The sequence below is a fragment of the Micromonospora sp. NPDC049836 genome, from assembly GCF_044465125.1.
GTDB lineage: Bacteria > Actinomycetota > Actinomycetes > Mycobacteriales > Micromonosporaceae > Micromonospora.
The window spans coordinates 846,607-862,842 of the sequence record NZ_JBITLH010000001.1 but is presented as its reverse complement, the minus strand read 5'-3'; the positions used below and the strand labels follow the sequence as shown (position 1 = coordinate 862,842).

Below are 16,236 nucleotides of genomic sequence, written 5' to 3'. Positions count from 1 at the left end.
CGGGACCGGGGTCAGCTGGTCAGGGGGGTGGGGAGCGGCTCGTGGTGCAGCACGGCGAGCCGGGACACGGCCCGGGTCAGCACCACGTACAGCCGGTGCAGGCCGCGCGGCTCGGCCGCCACGATCGCGGCCGGCTCGACGACCACCACGTGGTCGTACTCCAGGCCCTTGACCAGGGTGGCCGGGACCAGGGTGACCCGCGTGGCGGTCTCGACGTCGTCGGCGCTCCCGGTCGGCACGCCCGCGTCGGCGAGGGCCGCGCGGAGCCGCTCCACCGTGTCGTCGGCGGCGATCACGCCGACCGAGCCGTCGTGCGCCAGCGCCGCGCGCACCTCGGCCACCGTGGCCGCGGTCAGGTCGTCGACGGTACGCACGGCCAGCGTCCCGTCGCGGCGCAGCGACTCTGCCGGGGGCACGTCGACGGCGAGCGCCGGCAGCAGCCGGTTGGCGAAGGCGACCACCACCGCCGGCACCCGGAAGCCGATGCTGAGCGGCACCACGGCGGCGTCGGGCTTGCCCAGGTGGGTCAGGGACTCCCGCCAGTCGGTGGCCGCCCACGGCGCGGTGCCCTGGGCCAGGTCTCCGAGCAGGGTGATCGAGCCGTGCTCGCTGCGCCGGGCGATGGCCCGGCACTGCATCGGGGAGAGATCCTGCGCCTCGTCGACCACCACGTGCCCGAAGCCCGGCAGCCGTTCCAGCAGCCCGGTGATCTCGTCGAGGAGCACCGCGTCGGCGGGCGTCCAGCGGGTCGCCTTCGGGGTACGCCCGAGCCGGCCCGACCGGAGCAGTTCCTGCTCCCCGGCGCTGAGCAGGCCGTCGGCGGCCGCGGCGAGCATCGCCGGGTCGGTGAGCAGCCGGTGCAGCAGCCCTTCCGGGGTGAGCGCGGGCCAGACCGCGTCGAGGTACTCGGTGACCGGTTTCGCCTTCGCCATCCGGCGGAGCCAGGCGTCGCTGGGTGACTCCGCCCGGCGCGCCTCGGCCTGGCGTTGCAGCAGTCCCACCACCCGGGCCCGGACCCGGTCCCGCCCGGTCGCGTAGGGCAGGCCCTCGCGGCGGGTCTCCTCGACGACGCGGTGCAGCGGGTCGAGCCCGATCCGCCAGCGGAACGAGCCGTCCGACACCATGATCGGCTCGGTCGGCGTACCGATGTGCGCCTCGACGGCCCGGCGCAGCACCTCGGCCATCCGCACGTCGTGCTTGACCACGGCGACGGCCGGGTCGTCGACCGCGCGGACCGGCACCCGGGCGACCAGGTCCTCCACGGTGGCCTGCTCGACCTCGACCTCGCCGAGCGCGGGCAGCACCGCCGCGATGTACGACAGGAACGCCCGGTTCGGCCCGACGATCAGGACACCGGACCGGCGCAGCCGCTCCCGGTGCAGGTAGAGCAGGTACGCGGCGCGGTGCAGGCCGACCGCCGTCTTGCCGGTGCCCGGCGCGCCCTGTACGCAGATCGAGGCGGCCAGGTCGGCCCGGACCAGCTCGTCCTGCTCGGGCTGGATGGTGGCGACGATGTCCCGCATCGGGCCGACGCGGGGGCGTTCGATCTCGGCGGTGAGGATCCGGCTGGCCGTGCCCAGTTCCTCGCCGCGGTCCAGGTGCTCGTCCTCGAAGCTGGTGAGCACGCCGGAGCTGAACCCGAACCGGCGCCGGACGGCGACGCCCTGCGGGTCGCGGGCGCTGGCCCGGTAGAACGACCGGGAGACGGGGGCCCGCCAGTCCAGCACCAGCGGCTCGCCGAGGTCGTCGGTGACGTGCCGGCGTCCCACGTGGTAGTCGCGCCCGGCGTGGTCCGGGTCCAGGTCGCCGAAGTCGAGGCGGCCGAAGAAGAGGGGGGTGCTCGGGTCGTCGGCCAGCTCCTTGACCCGCCGGGCCATGTGCCGGCCGAGCTGTTCGGCGGTGTACGCGTCGCCGGCGACCTTGTCGCCGGTGGCGAAGAGGGATTCGGCGCGCTCGCGCATCCGGCGCAACGCCGCGCGGGACGCCTCCAGGTGGGCGCGTTCGGCGTCGAGTTCGTCGTCGAGGGTCTGTTCTCGGGCGTGCAGGGTCATCCACGTACTCCTCGTCACGGGAAAAACGCTGCCGCTCGCGTTTCCGACCTGGGGCCGGCGCGGGGACGTCCTGTGCGGTGCTACTCACCACGGCCGTCGGGCGGGACAGAGCAGCTTACTCCGGCCGGGTCGGCGGGCAACCGAATTTCGCCCGGCCGCCTGTGCGGGCGGAATTTCGCCCGGCCGCCCGCGGGGCGGAATCATGGGGGCATGACCGAGGAGCACCCCGAGCAGCGCCGGGTGACGATCAGCGATCCGCAGGTGATGCGGGCGCTCGCGCATCCGGCCCGCATGGCGATCATGGAACATCTCGGCTCGCTGGAGGGCGGCGCGACCGCGACCGAGTGCGCCGAGATCGCCGGCCTGTCGCCGAGCGCCACCAGTTACCACCTGCGGGAGTTGGCGAAATTCGGGCTGATCCAGGAGGCACCGAGCCGGGGCGACGCCCGGGAGCGGGTCTGGCAGGCGTTCAGCCCGTCGTACTACGTGGAGACGGGTCAGGACGCCGATTCCGAGGCCCGGGCCGCCGAGCTGAACCTGGTCGACGTCCACCTGGCGCGGGACAGCCAGCGCGTCCGGGAGTGGATCCGCCGGGCGCCGGACGAGCCGCGCGAGTGGTACCAGGCGGCCTGGTTCAGCGACACCCTGCTGTTGCTCACGGCCGAGGAGTTGGCCGCGCTGAACGTGGCGGTGCACGGGCTGCTGGACCCGTACCGGCGGCGGCTGCGGACCGACCCGCCGGAGGGGGCGCGGACGGTCGCGGTGCAGTACCGGGCGCTGCCCCTGGACTGAACGCGGGGATTGACAAACAGGTGTGAAGGATTATCTTCGAAGTATGTCCTTCACATCTGGTCGGTCGCGCTGGTCCGACATCTGGCTCGTCACCGCCGCCCGGGGCGTCTCCACCTGCGGCGACTTCCTGGCCGCCAGTGCCCTGGCGCTGGCCCTCCAGTCCGCCGGCGCGAGCGGGCTCGCCGTCTCCGGGCTGATGCTCGCCGCCACCCTGCCGCTCGCGGTGCTCGCCCCGCTGACCGGCCGGCTCGCCGACCGGGTGGACAGCCGCCTGCTGCTGGTGCTCACCGGGCTCGGGCAGGCCGCGATCTGCCTGGCGCTCGCGTACGCCGGCCAGCCGGCCCTGATCATCGCGCTGGTGGCGGCCCTCGCCGCCGGCCTCGCGATCACCCAGCCGGTGCTCTCCGCGCTGGTGCCGACCATGGTCCGCGCCGACGACCTGCCCCGGGCCAGCGCGCTCAACCAGACCGCCGGCACCCTCGGCGCGCTGGCCGGCCCGGCGCTCGCCGGGTTGCTGGTCGGCGGCTTCGGCGCCCGGCTGCCCCTGCTGCTCGACGCCGGCAGCTACCTCGCGTTGGTCGCGGCCGGGCTGCTGATCCGCACCCGGCGGGGTGGCCGGCGACCGGCCCCGGCGACGGTTCCCGGCTCGGCCCCGGCGACGGTTCCCGGCCCGGCCCGCGACCTGCCGGCCCGCGACCTCCCGGCCCCCGCCTGGCGGCTGCGCCGGGACCCGCTGCTGGTCGCGATGATCACGACCCTCGCCGGGGTGATCGGCGCGGTCGGGGCGATCAACGTGGTCGAGGTCTTCTTCATCCGCGAGACGCTGGGCAGCTCCACCACGATGTACGGCCTGGTCACTGGCTCCTGGACGCTCGGCATCCTGATCGGGTCCTGGGTGTTCGCCCGGCTGGCCCGGCGGCTGGTCGACGACGGTCGGATGCTGGTCGGCTACCTCGCCCTGCTCGGCGGGTGCTGCCTGATGATTCTGCTCTCCGCCGCGGTACCCACCGCAATCCTGCTGGTGCCCGTCTGGCTGCTCGGCGGGGTGGGCAACGGCGGGGCCAACGTCTTCGACAACGTGTTGCTGGCCCGGCGGGTGCCCGAGGCCGCTCGGGGCCGCGCGTACGCGGCACTGGGCGCCTCCGTCCAGGGCACCGCCATGGTCGGCTACCTGCTCGGTGGCCTGCTGCTCGCGGTGGCCGCCCCCCGGGTCCTGGTCGCCGCCTGCGGGGTGGCCGGGCTGCTGGTGATCATGCTGGTCGCGCTCCCGGTCACCCGGGCCGTCCGGGTCGAGCGCGCGGCCGCCGCCACCCGTCCCGCCCCGGCCGCCGACCCGGCGGCGTCCGCCCCGGCCGCCGACCCGGCGGCGTCCGCCCCGGGCGCCGGCCCGGCGGTGACCGGCGCGGAGGCGGCCCGGCCCGGTGCGGAGTTGGCCACTCCGACCCCCTCCCACTGAGCCGGCCGCGACGGGCGGGGATACGGTCGGGGCATGGCCGACCGCATCGCCCGCCCCCGTGTGGGGCACATCCAGTTCCTGAACTGCCTGCCGATCTACTGGGGGCTGATGCGGTCCGGCGCGCTGATCGACGTCGACCTGCACAAGGACTCGCCGGACCGGTTGAACGCCGCGCTGGTCGCCGGTGACCTGGACATCGGCCCGATCTCCCTGGTGGAGTACCTGCGGCACGCCGACGAGCTGCTGCTCCTGCCGGACCTCGCGGTCGGCAGCGACGGCCCGGTGCTCTCGGTCAACGTGGTCTCCACCCGGCCGCTGACGGAGCTGGACGGCGCCCGGGTGGCGCTCGGCTCCACCTCGCGTACCGGGGTGCTGCTCGCCCAGCTCCTGCTGGCCGAGCGGTACGGGGTCCGCCCGGAGTACTTCCGCTGCCCGCCGGACCTGACCCAGATGCTGCTGGAGGCCGACGCCGGCGTGGTGATCGGCGACGTGGCGCTGCGGGCCCTCTACGAGGCGCCGGGTAAGGGCCTGGCGGTGACCGACCTCGGGCAGGCCTGGCGGGAGTGGACCGGGTTGCCGATGGTCTTCGCCGTCTGGGCGGTCCGCCGCGACTTCGCCGCCGCGCACCCGGGCCTGGTCAAGGAGGTGCACGAGGCGTTCCTGCGTTCGCGCGACCTCTGCCTGGCCGAGCTGGACCAGGTGGCCGAGGCGGGGGCCCGCTGGGAGCCGTTCGACGCGGCGACCCTGGCCACCTACTTCCGTACCCTCGACTTCTCGCTGGGCGACCGGCAGGTGGCCGGCCTGCGCGAGTTCGCCCGCCGCGCGGCCGCGACCGGTGAGGCGCCCGCCCTGCCCGAGGGCGGACCGCACTTCTTCCAGGGCTGAGCCCCGACCCCGGGACGACGAAGCGGCGGTGCCCCGGTCCGCCGGGGCACCGCCGCTTCGCGCAGCGGGGGGTCAGTTGGCGTCGCGGAGCAGCGCCTCGGTGATGCGTTCGCAGGCCTTCATGCCGTACTCCCAGCCGCCGGTGGTGCCGAACGGGGTGCGGACCATCACGCCCATCGTCCAGGTGTCGCCGATGGCCAGGCAGTTGACGTGGTACTCCCGCTCCTTCTGCCGGTCGATCCAGCCGTTCTTGATCGCGATCTGCTTCTGCTCGGCGGCCGGGAACGCCTTGCGGATGCCGAAGTCGCCGACGCCACGGACCAGCCGCATCTCGTTGATCAGCCACTTGGTCCACTTCGACCCGGCCGCCCGGCCGTCGTCGATGCAGAGGCCGAGCCGCGCGGTGTCCCGGGGCGACAGCAGCGTCCGGCTCCAGCCGCCGTCGCTGGCGACCTTGCTGTCGGTCAGCTTGCAGATCGAGATCAGCCGCTTGATCGAGGCCGAGCCGCCCACACTCTCGTAGAACTGCTGGGCCCGGGTGTTGTCGCTGTCCCGGATGATCTGCGTGGCGTCGGCCAGCTTGGCGTCGCTCGGAGTCCGACCCGCCTCGGCGCTGCGGCGCAGGTAGTCGGCGACCACCCAGGACTTGATCAGCGAGGCGGTGGTGCTGGTCTCGGCCATGTTCTCCGAACCGATGATCTTTCCGGTCCGCTTGTCCAGCACGGCCCAGGAGTACCAGCCCTTGATCCCGAGGTCGTCGAGATCCTGGGCCTGGAACGGCAACGGCTCCAGCGACGGCGAGGGCGACGGCTGGGCCCGGGTGCTCCGGTTCACCGGCGCGCCGGTGGAGCGGCCGTCCGCCGTGCCGGTGTGCGAGGTGGGGGTCGGGCGGAACGGCGAGCCGGGCACGAATCGCAGCGAGACCAGGACCAGCCCGACCAGGATGACCGCGACGGCGCTGTACGCCAGCGGACGGCGGTCGCTGCCCGGCCGGCGGCGGGTGCCCGCCATCAGAGCTTCCCGACCGGCTGCTGCGGCACCTTGAGGGCGGCGCCCGGCTGCGGGGTCACCAGTTGGGTGGCCACGCTGGCGCAGACCTTCGCGCCGTACGAGGGGGTCCTCGGGTCGCCGGCGGGGGGGTAGCGCATCATCACCGCCAGGGTCCAGTCGTGGGTGACCGCGAGGCAGTTGACGTGCCACTGGCCGTCGTCCCAGAGCATGGTGAAGCCGTTCTTGATGCTCACCGGGCCCTGCGCCGTGATCGCGTCGGGCAGGCCGTCGACGATGCCCCAGTGGCCGCCCTGCACGGTCACGGACTTCTGGTCCTTGACGCCGCCCCGCACGTGGGCCATCTCGTTCAACACCCACTTCGTCCACTTCGGCCCGGCGGCGGTGCCGTCGCCGATGCAGTCGCCCATCCGCACCGCGTCGCGCGGCGACATCTGGGTGTACGCCCACTTGGCCCGGTCGGGATAAATCTTCGTGTCGGTCAGCTTGCACATCTTGATCAGCCGGTCCAGCACCGGCTTGCGCCCGCCGGCGTTGTAGAGCGCCTCGGCCGAGTTGTCGTTGCTGTCCCGGATGGCGGTGACGGCCTGCTGCCGGCGCTGCGCGGTGAGCGCCTTGCCGCCGAGCCCGCGGAGATAGTCGGAGACGATCCAGGCCTTGATCATCGACTCGGTCGAGTTGGTCGCGGCCATGTTCCGGGCACCGCTGATCTTGCCGGTCTTCCGGTCCATCAACGCCCAGGAGAAGAACCTGCCCTTGAAGTTCACCGAAACCGGGCCGGCGGCCAGGGTCGGCGCGGGGGGAGTCGTGGGGGCGGGCGCGGGAACCTGCGCCACACCGCCGCCGATACCGCCGAGGCCGCCCAGCCGGTCGCCGCCGGAGAGCTTCGCGTACGCGGCGGGCACCAGCATGACGCCACCGATGAGCACTGCCACGACGGCGAGCACCATGGCCACGCGAGGTCGCATGAGTGGGTGAACTCCAGATCTAGGGCCGGGGGGACCGGCTGTTCCGAATGGGTACGGCCTGATCGCCGAGGCCGGGGGAGGTGGCCTGGGGCTGGTGGCGATCGTCAGCAGCCGATCGGTGTGCCGGGGGAAGTCTACTTCCGGACCGGCCCCACGCCAGGTTCCGACAACCGGCGACTCGCTAGGAAGACGGGACAATAGACCGTTATGCACTTCTTGGGAGGATTCATCTTCCGCGCGTGTTCGATGTCACACGTTTACGCAGCCCGGAGGTGCCGACTGCAATCGGTGACCGGAAGGCTGTGCAACGCCGGAAAGCTATTACACCCTCTGGTGTCCTAGACGGCGAGCTGTAACACTGGCCTCATGTATGGCAACGACTTCGCCCCGCCCGAGGACGGTCCGGGTGGTGGCCTGCTCGGTGAGGTGGAGGCGGCCGAGGCGGCGCTGCGCGAGGCGGCGGCCCGGGGCCGGCGCGGCGGTCCCGCCGGCGACGAGGACCTCGCCGGGTACTTCGCCGGCGTGATCGACGCCGACCAGAAGATCGAACCGCGGGACTGGATGCCCGAGGCGTACCGGAAGACGCTGATCCGGCAGATCGCCCAGCACGCCCACTCCGAGATCATCGGCATGCAGCCGGAGGGGAACTGGATCAGCCGGGCCCCGTCGCTCAAGCGCAAGGCGATCCTGCTCGCCAAGGTGCAGGACGAGGCCGGCCACGGGCTCTACCTCTACGCCGCCGCGGAGACCCTCGGCGTGAGCCGTGACGAGCTGGTGGAGCTGCTGCTCGATGGCCGGCAGAAGTACAGTTCGATCTTCAACTACCCGACCCTGACCTGGGCCGACGTGGGCGCGATCGGTTGGCTGGTCGACGGCGCGGCGATCGTCAACCAGGTGCCGCTGTGCCGCTGCTCCTACGGCCCGTACGCCCGGGCGATGATCCGGGTCTGCAAGGAGGAGTCGTTCCACCAGCGCCAGGGCTACGAGATCCTGCACACCCTGGCCCACGGCACCCCCGGCCAGAAGGCGATGGCCCAGGACGCGGTGGACCGCTGGTGGTACCCGTCACTGGCGATGTTCGGCCCGCCGGACGGAGACTCGACGCACAGCGCGCAGTCGATGGCCTGGAAGATCAAGCGGTTCTCCAACGACGAGCTGCGGCAGCGCTTCGTGGACATGTGCGTCCAGCAGGCGGAGATCCTCGGCCTGACCCTCCCCGACCCCGACCTGCGCTGGAACGAGCAGCGCCAGTCCTACGACTACACCCAGCCCGACTACGACGAGCTGCTGCGGGTGATCAAGGGCAACGGGCCGTGCAACCGGCAGCGGATGGAGCACCGGCGCCGCGCCCACGACGAGGGCGCCTGGGTGCGGGAGGCCGCCGCGGCGTACGCGGCGAAGCAGAACAGCAGGGAGATGGTGGCGGCGTGAGCGAGCGCAGCGAGCGAACCGACCGGCTCAGCGCGAAGGATCATTCGCCGTTGTGGGAGGTCTTCGTGCGGGCCCGGCGCGGCCTGTCACACACCCACGTCGGCAGCCTGCACGCCCCCGACGCCGAACTGGCCCTGCGCAACGCCCGCGACCTCTACACCCGCCGGCAGGAGGGCGTCTCCATCTGGGTGGTGCCGGCGAGCGCGATCACCGCGTCCAGCCCGGACGAGAAGGACGCCTTCTTCGACCCGGCCGCCGACAAGGTCTACCGCCACCCCACCTTCTACCCGGTGCCGGACGGGGTGGCCCACCTGTGAGCGCGAGGAGTGAGCCGGTTCTGCGAGCCCCGCAGTCGGGAACGAAGACTGGCCCGGTGACCAGCCTCGTCGACTTCACCCTCGCCCTCGGCGACGACGCGCTGATCGCAGCGCAGCGGCTCGGCGAGTGGACCTCCCGGGCGCCGGAGATGGAGGAGGACATCGCGCTGGCCAACATCGCCCTCGACCAGCTCGGTGCCGCCCGCCTGCTGCTCAGCTACGCCGGTGAGCTGGAGGGCGCCGGCCGGGACGAGGACGCGTTGGCGTACCTCCGCGACGACCGGGAGTTCCGCAACTGCCTCCTGGTCGAGCTGCCCAACGGCGACTTCGGCGTCACCATGGCCAAGCTGTTCTTCCTGGCCGCCTACCAGCTCCCGCTCTACACCGCGCTGGCCGACTGCGCCGACGAGCGGCTGGCCGCCATCGGCGCGAAGGCGCGCAAGGAGTCGGCGTACCACCTGGACCACGCCGCGCTCTGGGTGAAGCGGCTCGGCGACGGCACCGAGGAGTCGCACCGGCGCATGCAGGACGCGGTCGACCAGGTCTGGCCGTACACCCATGAGCTGTTCACGCCGGCCCCGGCGGCGCCGGTCGACCCGGCCACCCTCCGGGCCGACTTCGCCGCCGGGGTCAGCGACGTGCTCGACCAGGCCACCCTGACCCGCCCCGCCGACGGCTGGACGCCCGGCGGCGGCCGGGACGGCCTGCACACCGAGCACCTCTCCTACCTGCTCGCCGAGATGCAGGTGCTGCACCGCGCCCACCCCGGAGCGAAGTGGTGAGTGACCCCAGGGCGGCCGTGGCGGCGGTGGTGGATCCGGAGATCCGGGTCATCACCATCGACGAGCTGGGCATCCTGCGGTCGGTCGACGAGGATCCGGAGACCGGCCGGCTCGTCGTCACCATCACCCCCACCTACACCGGCTGCCCGGCGATGGACGTGATCCGGGCGGACATCCGGCGCGCGCTCGCCGCCGCCGGCCACCCGGACGCCGAGGTCCGCACGGTCTACAGCCCGGCGTGGAGCACCGACTGGATCTCCGAGCGCGGGCGGGCCAAGCTCGCCGCCGCCGGGATCGCCCCGCCCGCGCCGGCCCCGCGCGGCGGCACCGTGGTGCCGCTGACCCTCGCCGTGCGCTGCCCGCGCTGCGGCTCCCCCGAGACCGAGCAGGTCAGCCGCTTCGGCTCCACCGCCTGCAAGGCCCTCTGGCGCTGCCGCGCCTGCTCCGAACCCTTCGACCACCTGAAGGCGCTGTGACTGTCACGATCACCCGGCCGGTCCGCCGCCGGCCGGTCTTCCACCCGTTGCCTGTCGCCGCCGTCGACCGGCTCACCGACGACGCCGTGGCGGTCACCTTCGCCGTCCCCGAGGAGTTGCGGGAGACCTTCGCCTTCTCCGCCGGCCAGCACCTGACCGTCCGGCGCACCGCCGGCGACGGGCTCACCGGCTCCGCCGGGGCGGGCGGGACGGAGGTGCGCCGGTCGTACTCGATCTGCTCGACCCCGGACGAGCTGGCCCGGCACGGCCGGCTGCGGATCGGGGTGCGGGAGGTGCCCGGCGGCGCCTTCTCCGCGTACGCCTGCGGCGCCCTGCGCGGCGGCGACACCGTCGAGGTGCTCCCCCCGCTGGGGCACTTCACCACGGCCTTCGCGCCGGACCGGGCCCGCCGCTACGGCGCGGTGGTCGCCGGCTCCGGCATCACCCCGGTGCTCGCGCTGGTCGCGACCGCGCTGGCCGTCGAGCCGGCCAGCACCTTCACCCTGGTGTACGGCAACCGGACGGCGAACACCGTGATGTTCGCCGAGGAGCTGGCCGACCTCAAGGACCGCTACCCGACCCGGCTGCACCTGGTGCACGTGCTGTCCCGCGAGATGGGCGAGTCGGCGCTGCTCTCCGGCCGGATCGACGCCGACCGGCTGACCCGGTTGCTGGACACCATCGTCCCCGGCGACGCCATCGAGGAGTGGTTCCTCTGCGGCCCGTACGGGATGGTGGTGGACGCCAAGGCGGTGCTGGCCGGTCGCGGCGTGCCGGACGCGGCGGTGCACACCGAGCTGTTCCACGTCGACGCCCCGCCGGAGCCGGTCCGCCGCCCGGCCGACGAGCCCGGCACCGGCGCCGAGGTCACCATCGTGCTGGACGGGCGGTCGTCGAGCTTCACCATGGGGCGGGACGAGCGGGTGCTGGACGCCGCCCTCAAGGTGCGCGGCGAGCTGCCGTACGCCTGCAAGGGCGGGGTCTGCTCGACCTGCAAGGCCAAGGTCGTCGCGGGCGAGGTGACGATGGCCCGCAACTACGCCCTGGAGCCGGACGAGCTGGCCGCCGGGTACGTGCTGACCTGCCAGTCCAGCCCGGTGACCGACAGGCTCACCGTCGACTACGACGCCTGAGACGGACCGCCCGCCTCCCCTCGGCGGCGGGAACGCGAGCGGGACGGCCCGGGCGGCTCGCCGCGGCCCGGGCCATCCGCGGCGTCGCCGTCAGCCGTTCTCGCCGAGGCAGAGCAGCAGCTCGCGCGAGTCGCGCTGCTCGGAGTAGCTGGCCACCGTGCCGGGGAACTGCGCGCACCGGGCGTTGTCGGTGCTGTCCTCGACCGTGCCCACCACCACGTAGGCGGCGGTCCGGTCGCCGCAGTCGACGACGCTGACCTCAGGGCTGGTGTTCGGGCCCTCGGCGCTGACGCAGTCGCCGACCTCGGCGTAGGACGGGTCGGTGGAGATGCTCCAGGCAACCACGCCGGCGATCGCCACGGGCACCACGAGGCCGAGCGCCGCGGCCCGCCGGAGTACCGGCTTGCCGGGCGCCGCCGGGGTGCCCGGCGCACCCGGCACGGGCTCGCCGAGGCGGCCGAGCCGGATCCGGGTGACGAGGTTCCCGAGCAGGACCAGCGGGGTGATGATCAGGGAGAGGAAGCCCCACCAGCCCTGCCAGAGCGTCCTGGCGCTCATCTCCCGGCAGATCGCGATGCCGCAGGATCGACAGAACGGGCCGTGCTGGGTGAGCACGCGCATGAAGATGATGAAGCCCTGGTGCCCGTGCAGCGAGGCCTTGATGGCCGGCACGGATCCGCAGAAGCGGCAGGTGCGGACGGTGGGGGCGGGCCCGGCCGGCGCCTGCGGCGCGTGCGGGACCGGTGCTGGGTTGGTGAAGGGTGCGGTCACGACTCTTCCCGGTGCGAAGCCTGAGCGGACACCGCACGATAGGCGAAGATCGTCGATCGTGATGCCCGCGCGTTCGTCAGCTACGACCGGCGACTGCTGGACGCCGCCAGGGCGGTCGGCCTCGCGGTGGCCGGCCCAGGGGTCAACTGACCCGGGCGGAGGCGTCACAGCGGCGAACACCCCCGGCGGGGTCGGCGTCACAGCGGCGTACCCTCGAAGGCGTGACGGTGAGCCGGGAGATCGACGACATCCTGCAGCGCGGCGCGGACGGCGGGCGGATCACGCCCGAGGAGGCCCTGCTGCTCTACACCGAGGCGCCCTTCCACGCGTTGGGCGAGGCGGCGGACGCGGTGCGCCGGCGGCGCTACCCGGACAACATCGTCACGTACCTGATCGATCGCAACATCAACTACACGAACGTCTGCGTGACGGCGTGCAAGTTCTGCGCGTTCTACCGGGCCCCGAAGCACAAGGAGGGCTGGACCCACCCGACCGAGGAGATCCTGCGCCGCTGCGGCGAGGCGGTCGAGCTGGGCGCCACCCAGGTCATGCTCCAGGGCGGCCACCACCCGGACTACGGCGTCGAGTACTACGAGGAGCTGTTCTCCGCGGTCAAGACGGCGTACCCGCAGCTCGCCATCCACTCGATCGGCCCGAGCGAGATCCTGCACATGGCCAAGGTCTCCGGGGTGAGCCTGGACGAGGCGATCGCCCGGATCAAGGCCGCCGGGCTGGACTCCATCGCCGGGGCCGGCGCCGAGATGCTGCCGGACCGGCCGCGCCGGGCGATCGCGCCGCTCAAGGAGTCGGGCGCGCGCTGGCTGGAGGTCATGGAGCTGGCGCACCGGCAGGGCCTCGAGTCCACCGCGACCATGATGATGGGCACCGGCGAGACCAACGCCGAGCGGATCGAGCACCTGCGGATGATCCGGGACGTGCAGGACCGTACGGGCGGTTTCCGGGCCTTCATCCCGTGGACCTACCAGCCGGAGAACAACCACCTCAAGGGCCGCACCCAGGCGACCACCCTGGAGTACCTGCGGCTGGTCGCGGTGGCCCGGCTCTTCTTCGAGACGGTGCCGCACCTGCAGGCGTCCTGGCTGACCACCGGCAAGGACGTCGGGCAGCTCGCCCTGCACATGGGCGTGGACGACCTGGGCTCGATCATGCTGGAGGAGAACGTGATCTCCTCGGCCGGCGCCCGGCACCGGTCCAACCTGCACGAGCTGATCGGCATGATCCGTACCGCCGACCGGATCCCCGCGCAGCGGGACACCCTCTACAACCGGCTCGCGGTGCACCGGACCCCGGCCGACGATCCGAGCGACGACCGGGTGGTCTCGCACTTCTCCTCGATCGCCCTGCCCGGCGGTGGGGCCGGGAAGTCGCTGCCGCTGGTCGAGGTCAACTGACCGGTCCATCGGCCGAACGGCCAGCTCGCGGCGGGCCCACCGACCCGGCAGATAACAGGACGGCGGCGACCCGCGCGACCGGGGACCGCGCGGCGGCTCCGGCGGCTACGCTGTCGATCGTTCGTTCGCTGACCTCGTCCTCCATCGGCCCGCGAGGGGCCGTTCACATAACGCACGGCAGCAGGGGCGGGATGGTCCTACCATCCCGCCCCTGCTGTCTGTCCGGTCTGCTCAGGACGGACGGGATGCATCGACGATGCTGGCGTGTCGTGACGTCGCTCCGGTAGCGTCCGTGCGTTCCGCAACGTTCGTCCGTTCCCTACCCCGGGGGATCCATGACCATCGCGCACCGTTCGATACTCGCCCGCGCCGGCACGGTGGCCGTGCTGGCCGCGGGTGCGCTGGCCGCCGTCGCCGCGCCGGCACACGCGTCCGACCAGGCCGAGATCGCCCTCGCCCCGATCAGCTCCCAGCTCGCCAAGGGCGTCGAGGAGGCGAGGGCCAAGCCCTTCAAGTTCACCGTCACGAACTCCGGGCCCGGCACCGCCCGGAACGTCCACTATCGGCTGAACGCCGCCGAGCTGAACCCGACGCGGGTCGGCTGGGTCGTCCCGGTCGGCTGCCGGCTGCTCACGCCGAACCTCTACGACTGCCCGCTGGGCGACCTGCCCGCCGGCACCACCCAGGACTTCGGTGTGCCGCTGTTCAGCACCGGCGACCGGGGCGACGGCGGCAGGCTCATCGTCGGGATCAGCAGCGACAACTGGGAGCGCGATCCGGCCGACGTGGTCGAGGTGCCGGTCACCGTGACCCGGCGCGGCTACGACCTCACCACGTGGGTCCAGGACGTCTACGCCAACGTGCGGGTGGACGGCGTTCAGGAGAAGGAGACGGATCTCCGCCCGGTGCGGCCGGGCGGCACCGCGCCGCTGGACTGGGCCGTCTACAACCACGGCAGCCGCAAGGCGACCGGCATCTTCTACGGCATCACGCTGCCCGCCGGGGTCACCTTCGACCGGCTGCCCGGTAGTTGCTCCGCCCAGGTGATCAACGGCCTCGCCCAGGCGCTGTGCCAGGACGACGGTGCGGTGATCAGGCCGGGGCAGTACTACACCGACGAGGTGTGGGTGAAGGTTGCCGAGGACGTCACCGAGCCGGTGCTGCGTCCCGGTGACATCTTCGGATACGGCCTGGACGAGGCGACCGGTGAGCCGGAGGAGGAGGCGCGGGCGGCCGACGCGCGCCAGCAGCGGACGTTCACCGAGACCGACAAGCCCGACAACCACACCATCTTCGACGTCTTCGTCGACCTGTCCACGGAGCCCTCCCCGAGCCCGACCCCGACCCCCAGCGCGACGCCGACGGCCGAGCCGAGCCCGAGCGGCAGCGCGCACCCGAGCGTCACGCCGACCGCCGGTGACGGTGCGGGCGGCGGTGCCGGTGGTGGCGACGGTGGCCTGCCGGTGACCGGTGTCCAGGTTGGCCTGATCGGCGGGATCGGCGTCGCCGTCCTGGTCGCCGGTGGGCTGCTGCTGATGCTGGGCCGCCGCCGCAAGGTGGTGCTGGTCACGCCGACCGACGAGACGGACGGCGACTGATCGACCGGTACGCGACGGGGCGGGGTGGGCGACCATCCCGCCCCGTTCGCGTACCCGGCAGGAGCCGCGCGGGGGCCGGCTGGCAGAGTGGAGGGGTGAGCCGTACCCCGCAGGGCCAGCGCGCCAGCCTGGAGAAGCAGCCGCACGAGGTCGCCGCGATGTTCGACGGCGTGGCGGCCCGCTACGACCTGACCAACACCGTCCTCTCCTTCGGACAGGACCGGTTCTGGCGGCGGGCCACCCGGGCGGCGCTCGGACTGCGTCCGGGCGAGCGGGTGCTGGACGTGGGCGCGGGCACCGGCGTCTCGACCGAGGAACTGGCCCACTCCGGGGCGTACGCGGTCGGCGCCGACCTGTCGCTGGGCATGCTGCACGCCGGCAAGCGGACCCGGCCGGGCGTGCCGTTGCTGGCCGGGGACGCCCTGCGGCTGCCCTTCGCCGACGCCAGCTTCGACGCGGTGACCATCTCGTTCGCCCTGCGCAACGTGAACGACACCGACGCGGCGCTGCGCGAGCTGGCCCGGGTGACGAGGCCGGGCGGCCGGCTGGTGGTCTGCGAGTTCAGCACCCCGGTCAACCCGGCCTTCCGCACGGTCTACCTGTCGTACCTGATGCGGTCGCTGCCGGCGGTGGCGCGGGCGGTCTCCAGCAACCCGGACGCCTACGTCTACCTGGCCGAGTCGATCCGGGCCTGGCCGGACCAGCCGGCCCTGGCGGCGCGGATCGGCGGGGCCGGCTGGAGCCGGGTGGCGTGGCGGAACCTGACCGGCGGCGTGGTGGCACTGCACCGCGCCGTCCGCGACTGAGCGCGCCGTTCAGGACTGACCGCGGTCGGGCGAAACCGCCAAACCGACAAGTTTCGTGAATATCAGACTTTCGTCTACTTTGACCCGTAGGCTGGTCCCATGACGGGACCGGAGCAGGCGGCCACGGACGACGACGCCGCCGAACTCATCGCCCAGCTCAAGGAGCTGGCCGGTGCGGATCCGGCGGACGTCCGGCAGGTGGTCGCCGAGGTGCTGGCCGCGCTGGACCGGGCGGCCGGCGGCGCGCTGCGCGAGCACCTGCCCGAGACGATCCGGCTGGACGCCGGCCTCGGACCGGCCCGTTCGGCCCGCTCCTGACCAGCGCCGGGAGCCGTTCCGGCCGACTTTCG

General features: G+C 73.1%; 16 protein-coding genes. 12 read left to right on the top strand and 4 right to left on the bottom strand.

Annotated features, from left to right (window positions below; translation table 11 throughout):
* Window positions 1–11 precede the first annotated feature (11 nt).
* Entirely contained in the window at window positions 12–2,051 is a 2,040-nt protein-coding gene (locus ACIBPB_RS04120; RefSeq protein WP_396838183.1) for a HelD family protein, read from the bottom strand.
* 210 nt (window positions 2,052–2,261) lie between these two features.
* On the opposite strand from ACIBPB_RS04120, the gene ACIBPB_RS04115 reads away from it, so the two are divergent.
* The 3 genes from ACIBPB_RS04115 to ACIBPB_RS04105 are packed head-to-tail and all read left to right on the top strand — an operon-like array spanning window position 2,262 to window position 5,184.
* Window positions 2,262–2,843, top strand: a complete 582-nt coding sequence (locus ACIBPB_RS04115; RefSeq protein WP_357309008.1) for a winged helix-turn-helix domain-containing protein — start codon at window positions 2,262–2,264, stop codon at window positions 2,841–2,843.
* Between the two features lie 43 nt (window positions 2,844–2,886).
* Complete coding sequence (locus ACIBPB_RS04110) at window positions 2,887–4,299, top strand: MFS transporter (RefSeq protein WP_396838082.1); 1,413 nt, start codon at window positions 2,887–2,889, stop codon at window positions 4,297–4,299.
* Window positions 4,300–4,332: 33 nt separating this feature from the next.
* Window positions 4,333–5,184, top strand: coding sequence for a menaquinone biosynthetic enzyme MqnA/MqnD family protein (locus ACIBPB_RS04105; protein WP_396838081.1), 852 nt, complete (start codon window positions 4,333–4,335; stop codon window positions 5,182–5,184).
* A 72-nt stretch (window positions 5,185–5,256) separates the two neighbouring features.
* Here ACIBPB_RS04105 and ACIBPB_RS04100 read toward each other — a convergent pair whose 3' ends face one another.
* Complete coding sequence (locus ACIBPB_RS04100; RefSeq protein WP_396838080.1) at window positions 5,257–6,195, bottom strand: hypothetical protein; 939 nt, start codon at window positions 6,193–6,195, stop codon at window positions 5,257–5,259.
* Window positions 6,195–7,160 (bottom strand): hypothetical protein, encoded by a 966-nt coding sequence (locus tag ACIBPB_RS04095; RefSeq protein WP_396838079.1) that lies wholly within the window; start codon window positions 7,158–7,160, stop codon window positions 6,195–6,197. The genes ACIBPB_RS04100 and ACIBPB_RS04095 overlap by 1 nt, the downstream gene beginning before the upstream one ends.
* Window positions 7,161–7,526: 366 nt before the next feature.
* On the opposite strand from ACIBPB_RS04095, the gene paaA reads away from it, so the two are divergent.
* From paaA to paaE, 5 genes are read left to right on the top strand one after another with little or no spacing between them, the layout of a single operon-like run.
* Window positions 7,527–8,591, top strand: a complete 1,065-nt coding sequence (gene paaA / locus ACIBPB_RS04090; RefSeq protein ID WP_396838078.1) for a 1,2-phenylacetyl-CoA epoxidase subunit PaaA — start codon at window positions 7,527–7,529, stop codon at window positions 8,589–8,591.
* A complete protein-coding gene (gene paaB, locus ACIBPB_RS04085) occupies window positions 8,588–8,908 on the top strand; it encodes a 1,2-phenylacetyl-CoA epoxidase subunit PaaB (protein ID WP_396838077.1) in 321 nt (106 codons plus the stop codon). Before paaA ends, paaB begins: the two co-directional genes overlap by 4 nt.
* A gap of 56 nt (window positions 8,909–8,964) precedes the next feature.
* Window positions 8,965–9,690 carry a 1,2-phenylacetyl-CoA epoxidase subunit PaaC gene (gene paaC / locus ACIBPB_RS04080; protein WP_396838076.1) on the top strand — a complete coding sequence of 242 codons (726 nt, stop codon included), beginning with the start codon at window positions 8,965–8,967 and terminating at the stop codon, window positions 9,688–9,690.
* On the top strand, window positions 9,687–10,166 hold the full coding sequence (gene paaD, locus ACIBPB_RS04075; RefSeq protein WP_396838075.1) for a 1,2-phenylacetyl-CoA epoxidase subunit PaaD: 480 nt from the start codon (window positions 9,687–9,689) through the stop codon (window positions 10,164–10,166). The genes paaC and paaD overlap by 4 nt, the downstream gene beginning before the upstream one ends.
* On the top strand, window positions 10,163–11,299 hold the full coding sequence (gene paaE / locus ACIBPB_RS04070) for a 1,2-phenylacetyl-CoA epoxidase subunit PaaE (protein ID WP_396838074.1): 1,137 nt from the start codon (window positions 10,163–10,165) through the stop codon (window positions 11,297–11,299). The genes paaD and paaE overlap by 4 nt, the downstream gene beginning before the upstream one ends.
* A gap of 90 nt (window positions 11,300–11,389) precedes the next feature.
* Here the strand turns inward: paaE and ACIBPB_RS04065 are convergent, their stop codons facing one another.
* Window positions 11,390–12,070: a hypothetical protein gene (locus tag ACIBPB_RS04065; protein ID WP_396838073.1), complete on the bottom strand. Its 681-nt coding sequence runs from the start codon at window positions 12,068–12,070 to the stop codon at window positions 11,390–11,392.
* Between the two features lie 221 nt (window positions 12,071–12,291).
* On the opposite strand from ACIBPB_RS04065, the gene mqnC reads away from it, so the two are divergent.
* The 4 genes from mqnC to ACIBPB_RS04045 all read left to right on the top strand — a co-directional run bounded on the left by mqnC (window position 12,292) and on the right by ACIBPB_RS04045 (window position 16,204).
* On the top strand, window positions 12,292–13,482 hold the full coding sequence (mqnC, locus tag ACIBPB_RS04060) for a cyclic dehypoxanthinyl futalosine synthase (protein ID WP_396838072.1): 1,191 nt from the start codon (window positions 12,292–12,294) through the stop codon (window positions 13,480–13,482).
* 335 nt (window positions 13,483–13,817) lie between these two features.
* Complete coding sequence (locus ACIBPB_RS04055; RefSeq protein ID WP_396838071.1) at window positions 13,818–15,080, top strand: cell wall anchor protein; 1,263 nt, start codon at window positions 13,818–13,820, stop codon at window positions 15,078–15,080.
* 95 nt (window positions 15,081–15,175) lie between these two features.
* Window positions 15,176–15,886 (top strand): demethylmenaquinone methyltransferase, encoded by a 711-nt coding sequence (locus ACIBPB_RS04050; protein ID WP_357309054.1) that lies wholly within the window; start codon window positions 15,176–15,178, stop codon window positions 15,884–15,886.
* Between the two features lie 99 nt (window positions 15,887–15,985).
* Window positions 15,986–16,204: a hypothetical protein gene (locus tag ACIBPB_RS04045; RefSeq protein WP_357309057.1), complete on the top strand. Its 219-nt coding sequence runs from the start codon at window positions 15,986–15,988 to the stop codon at window positions 16,202–16,204.
* Window positions 16,205–16,236: the final 32 nt, after the last annotated feature.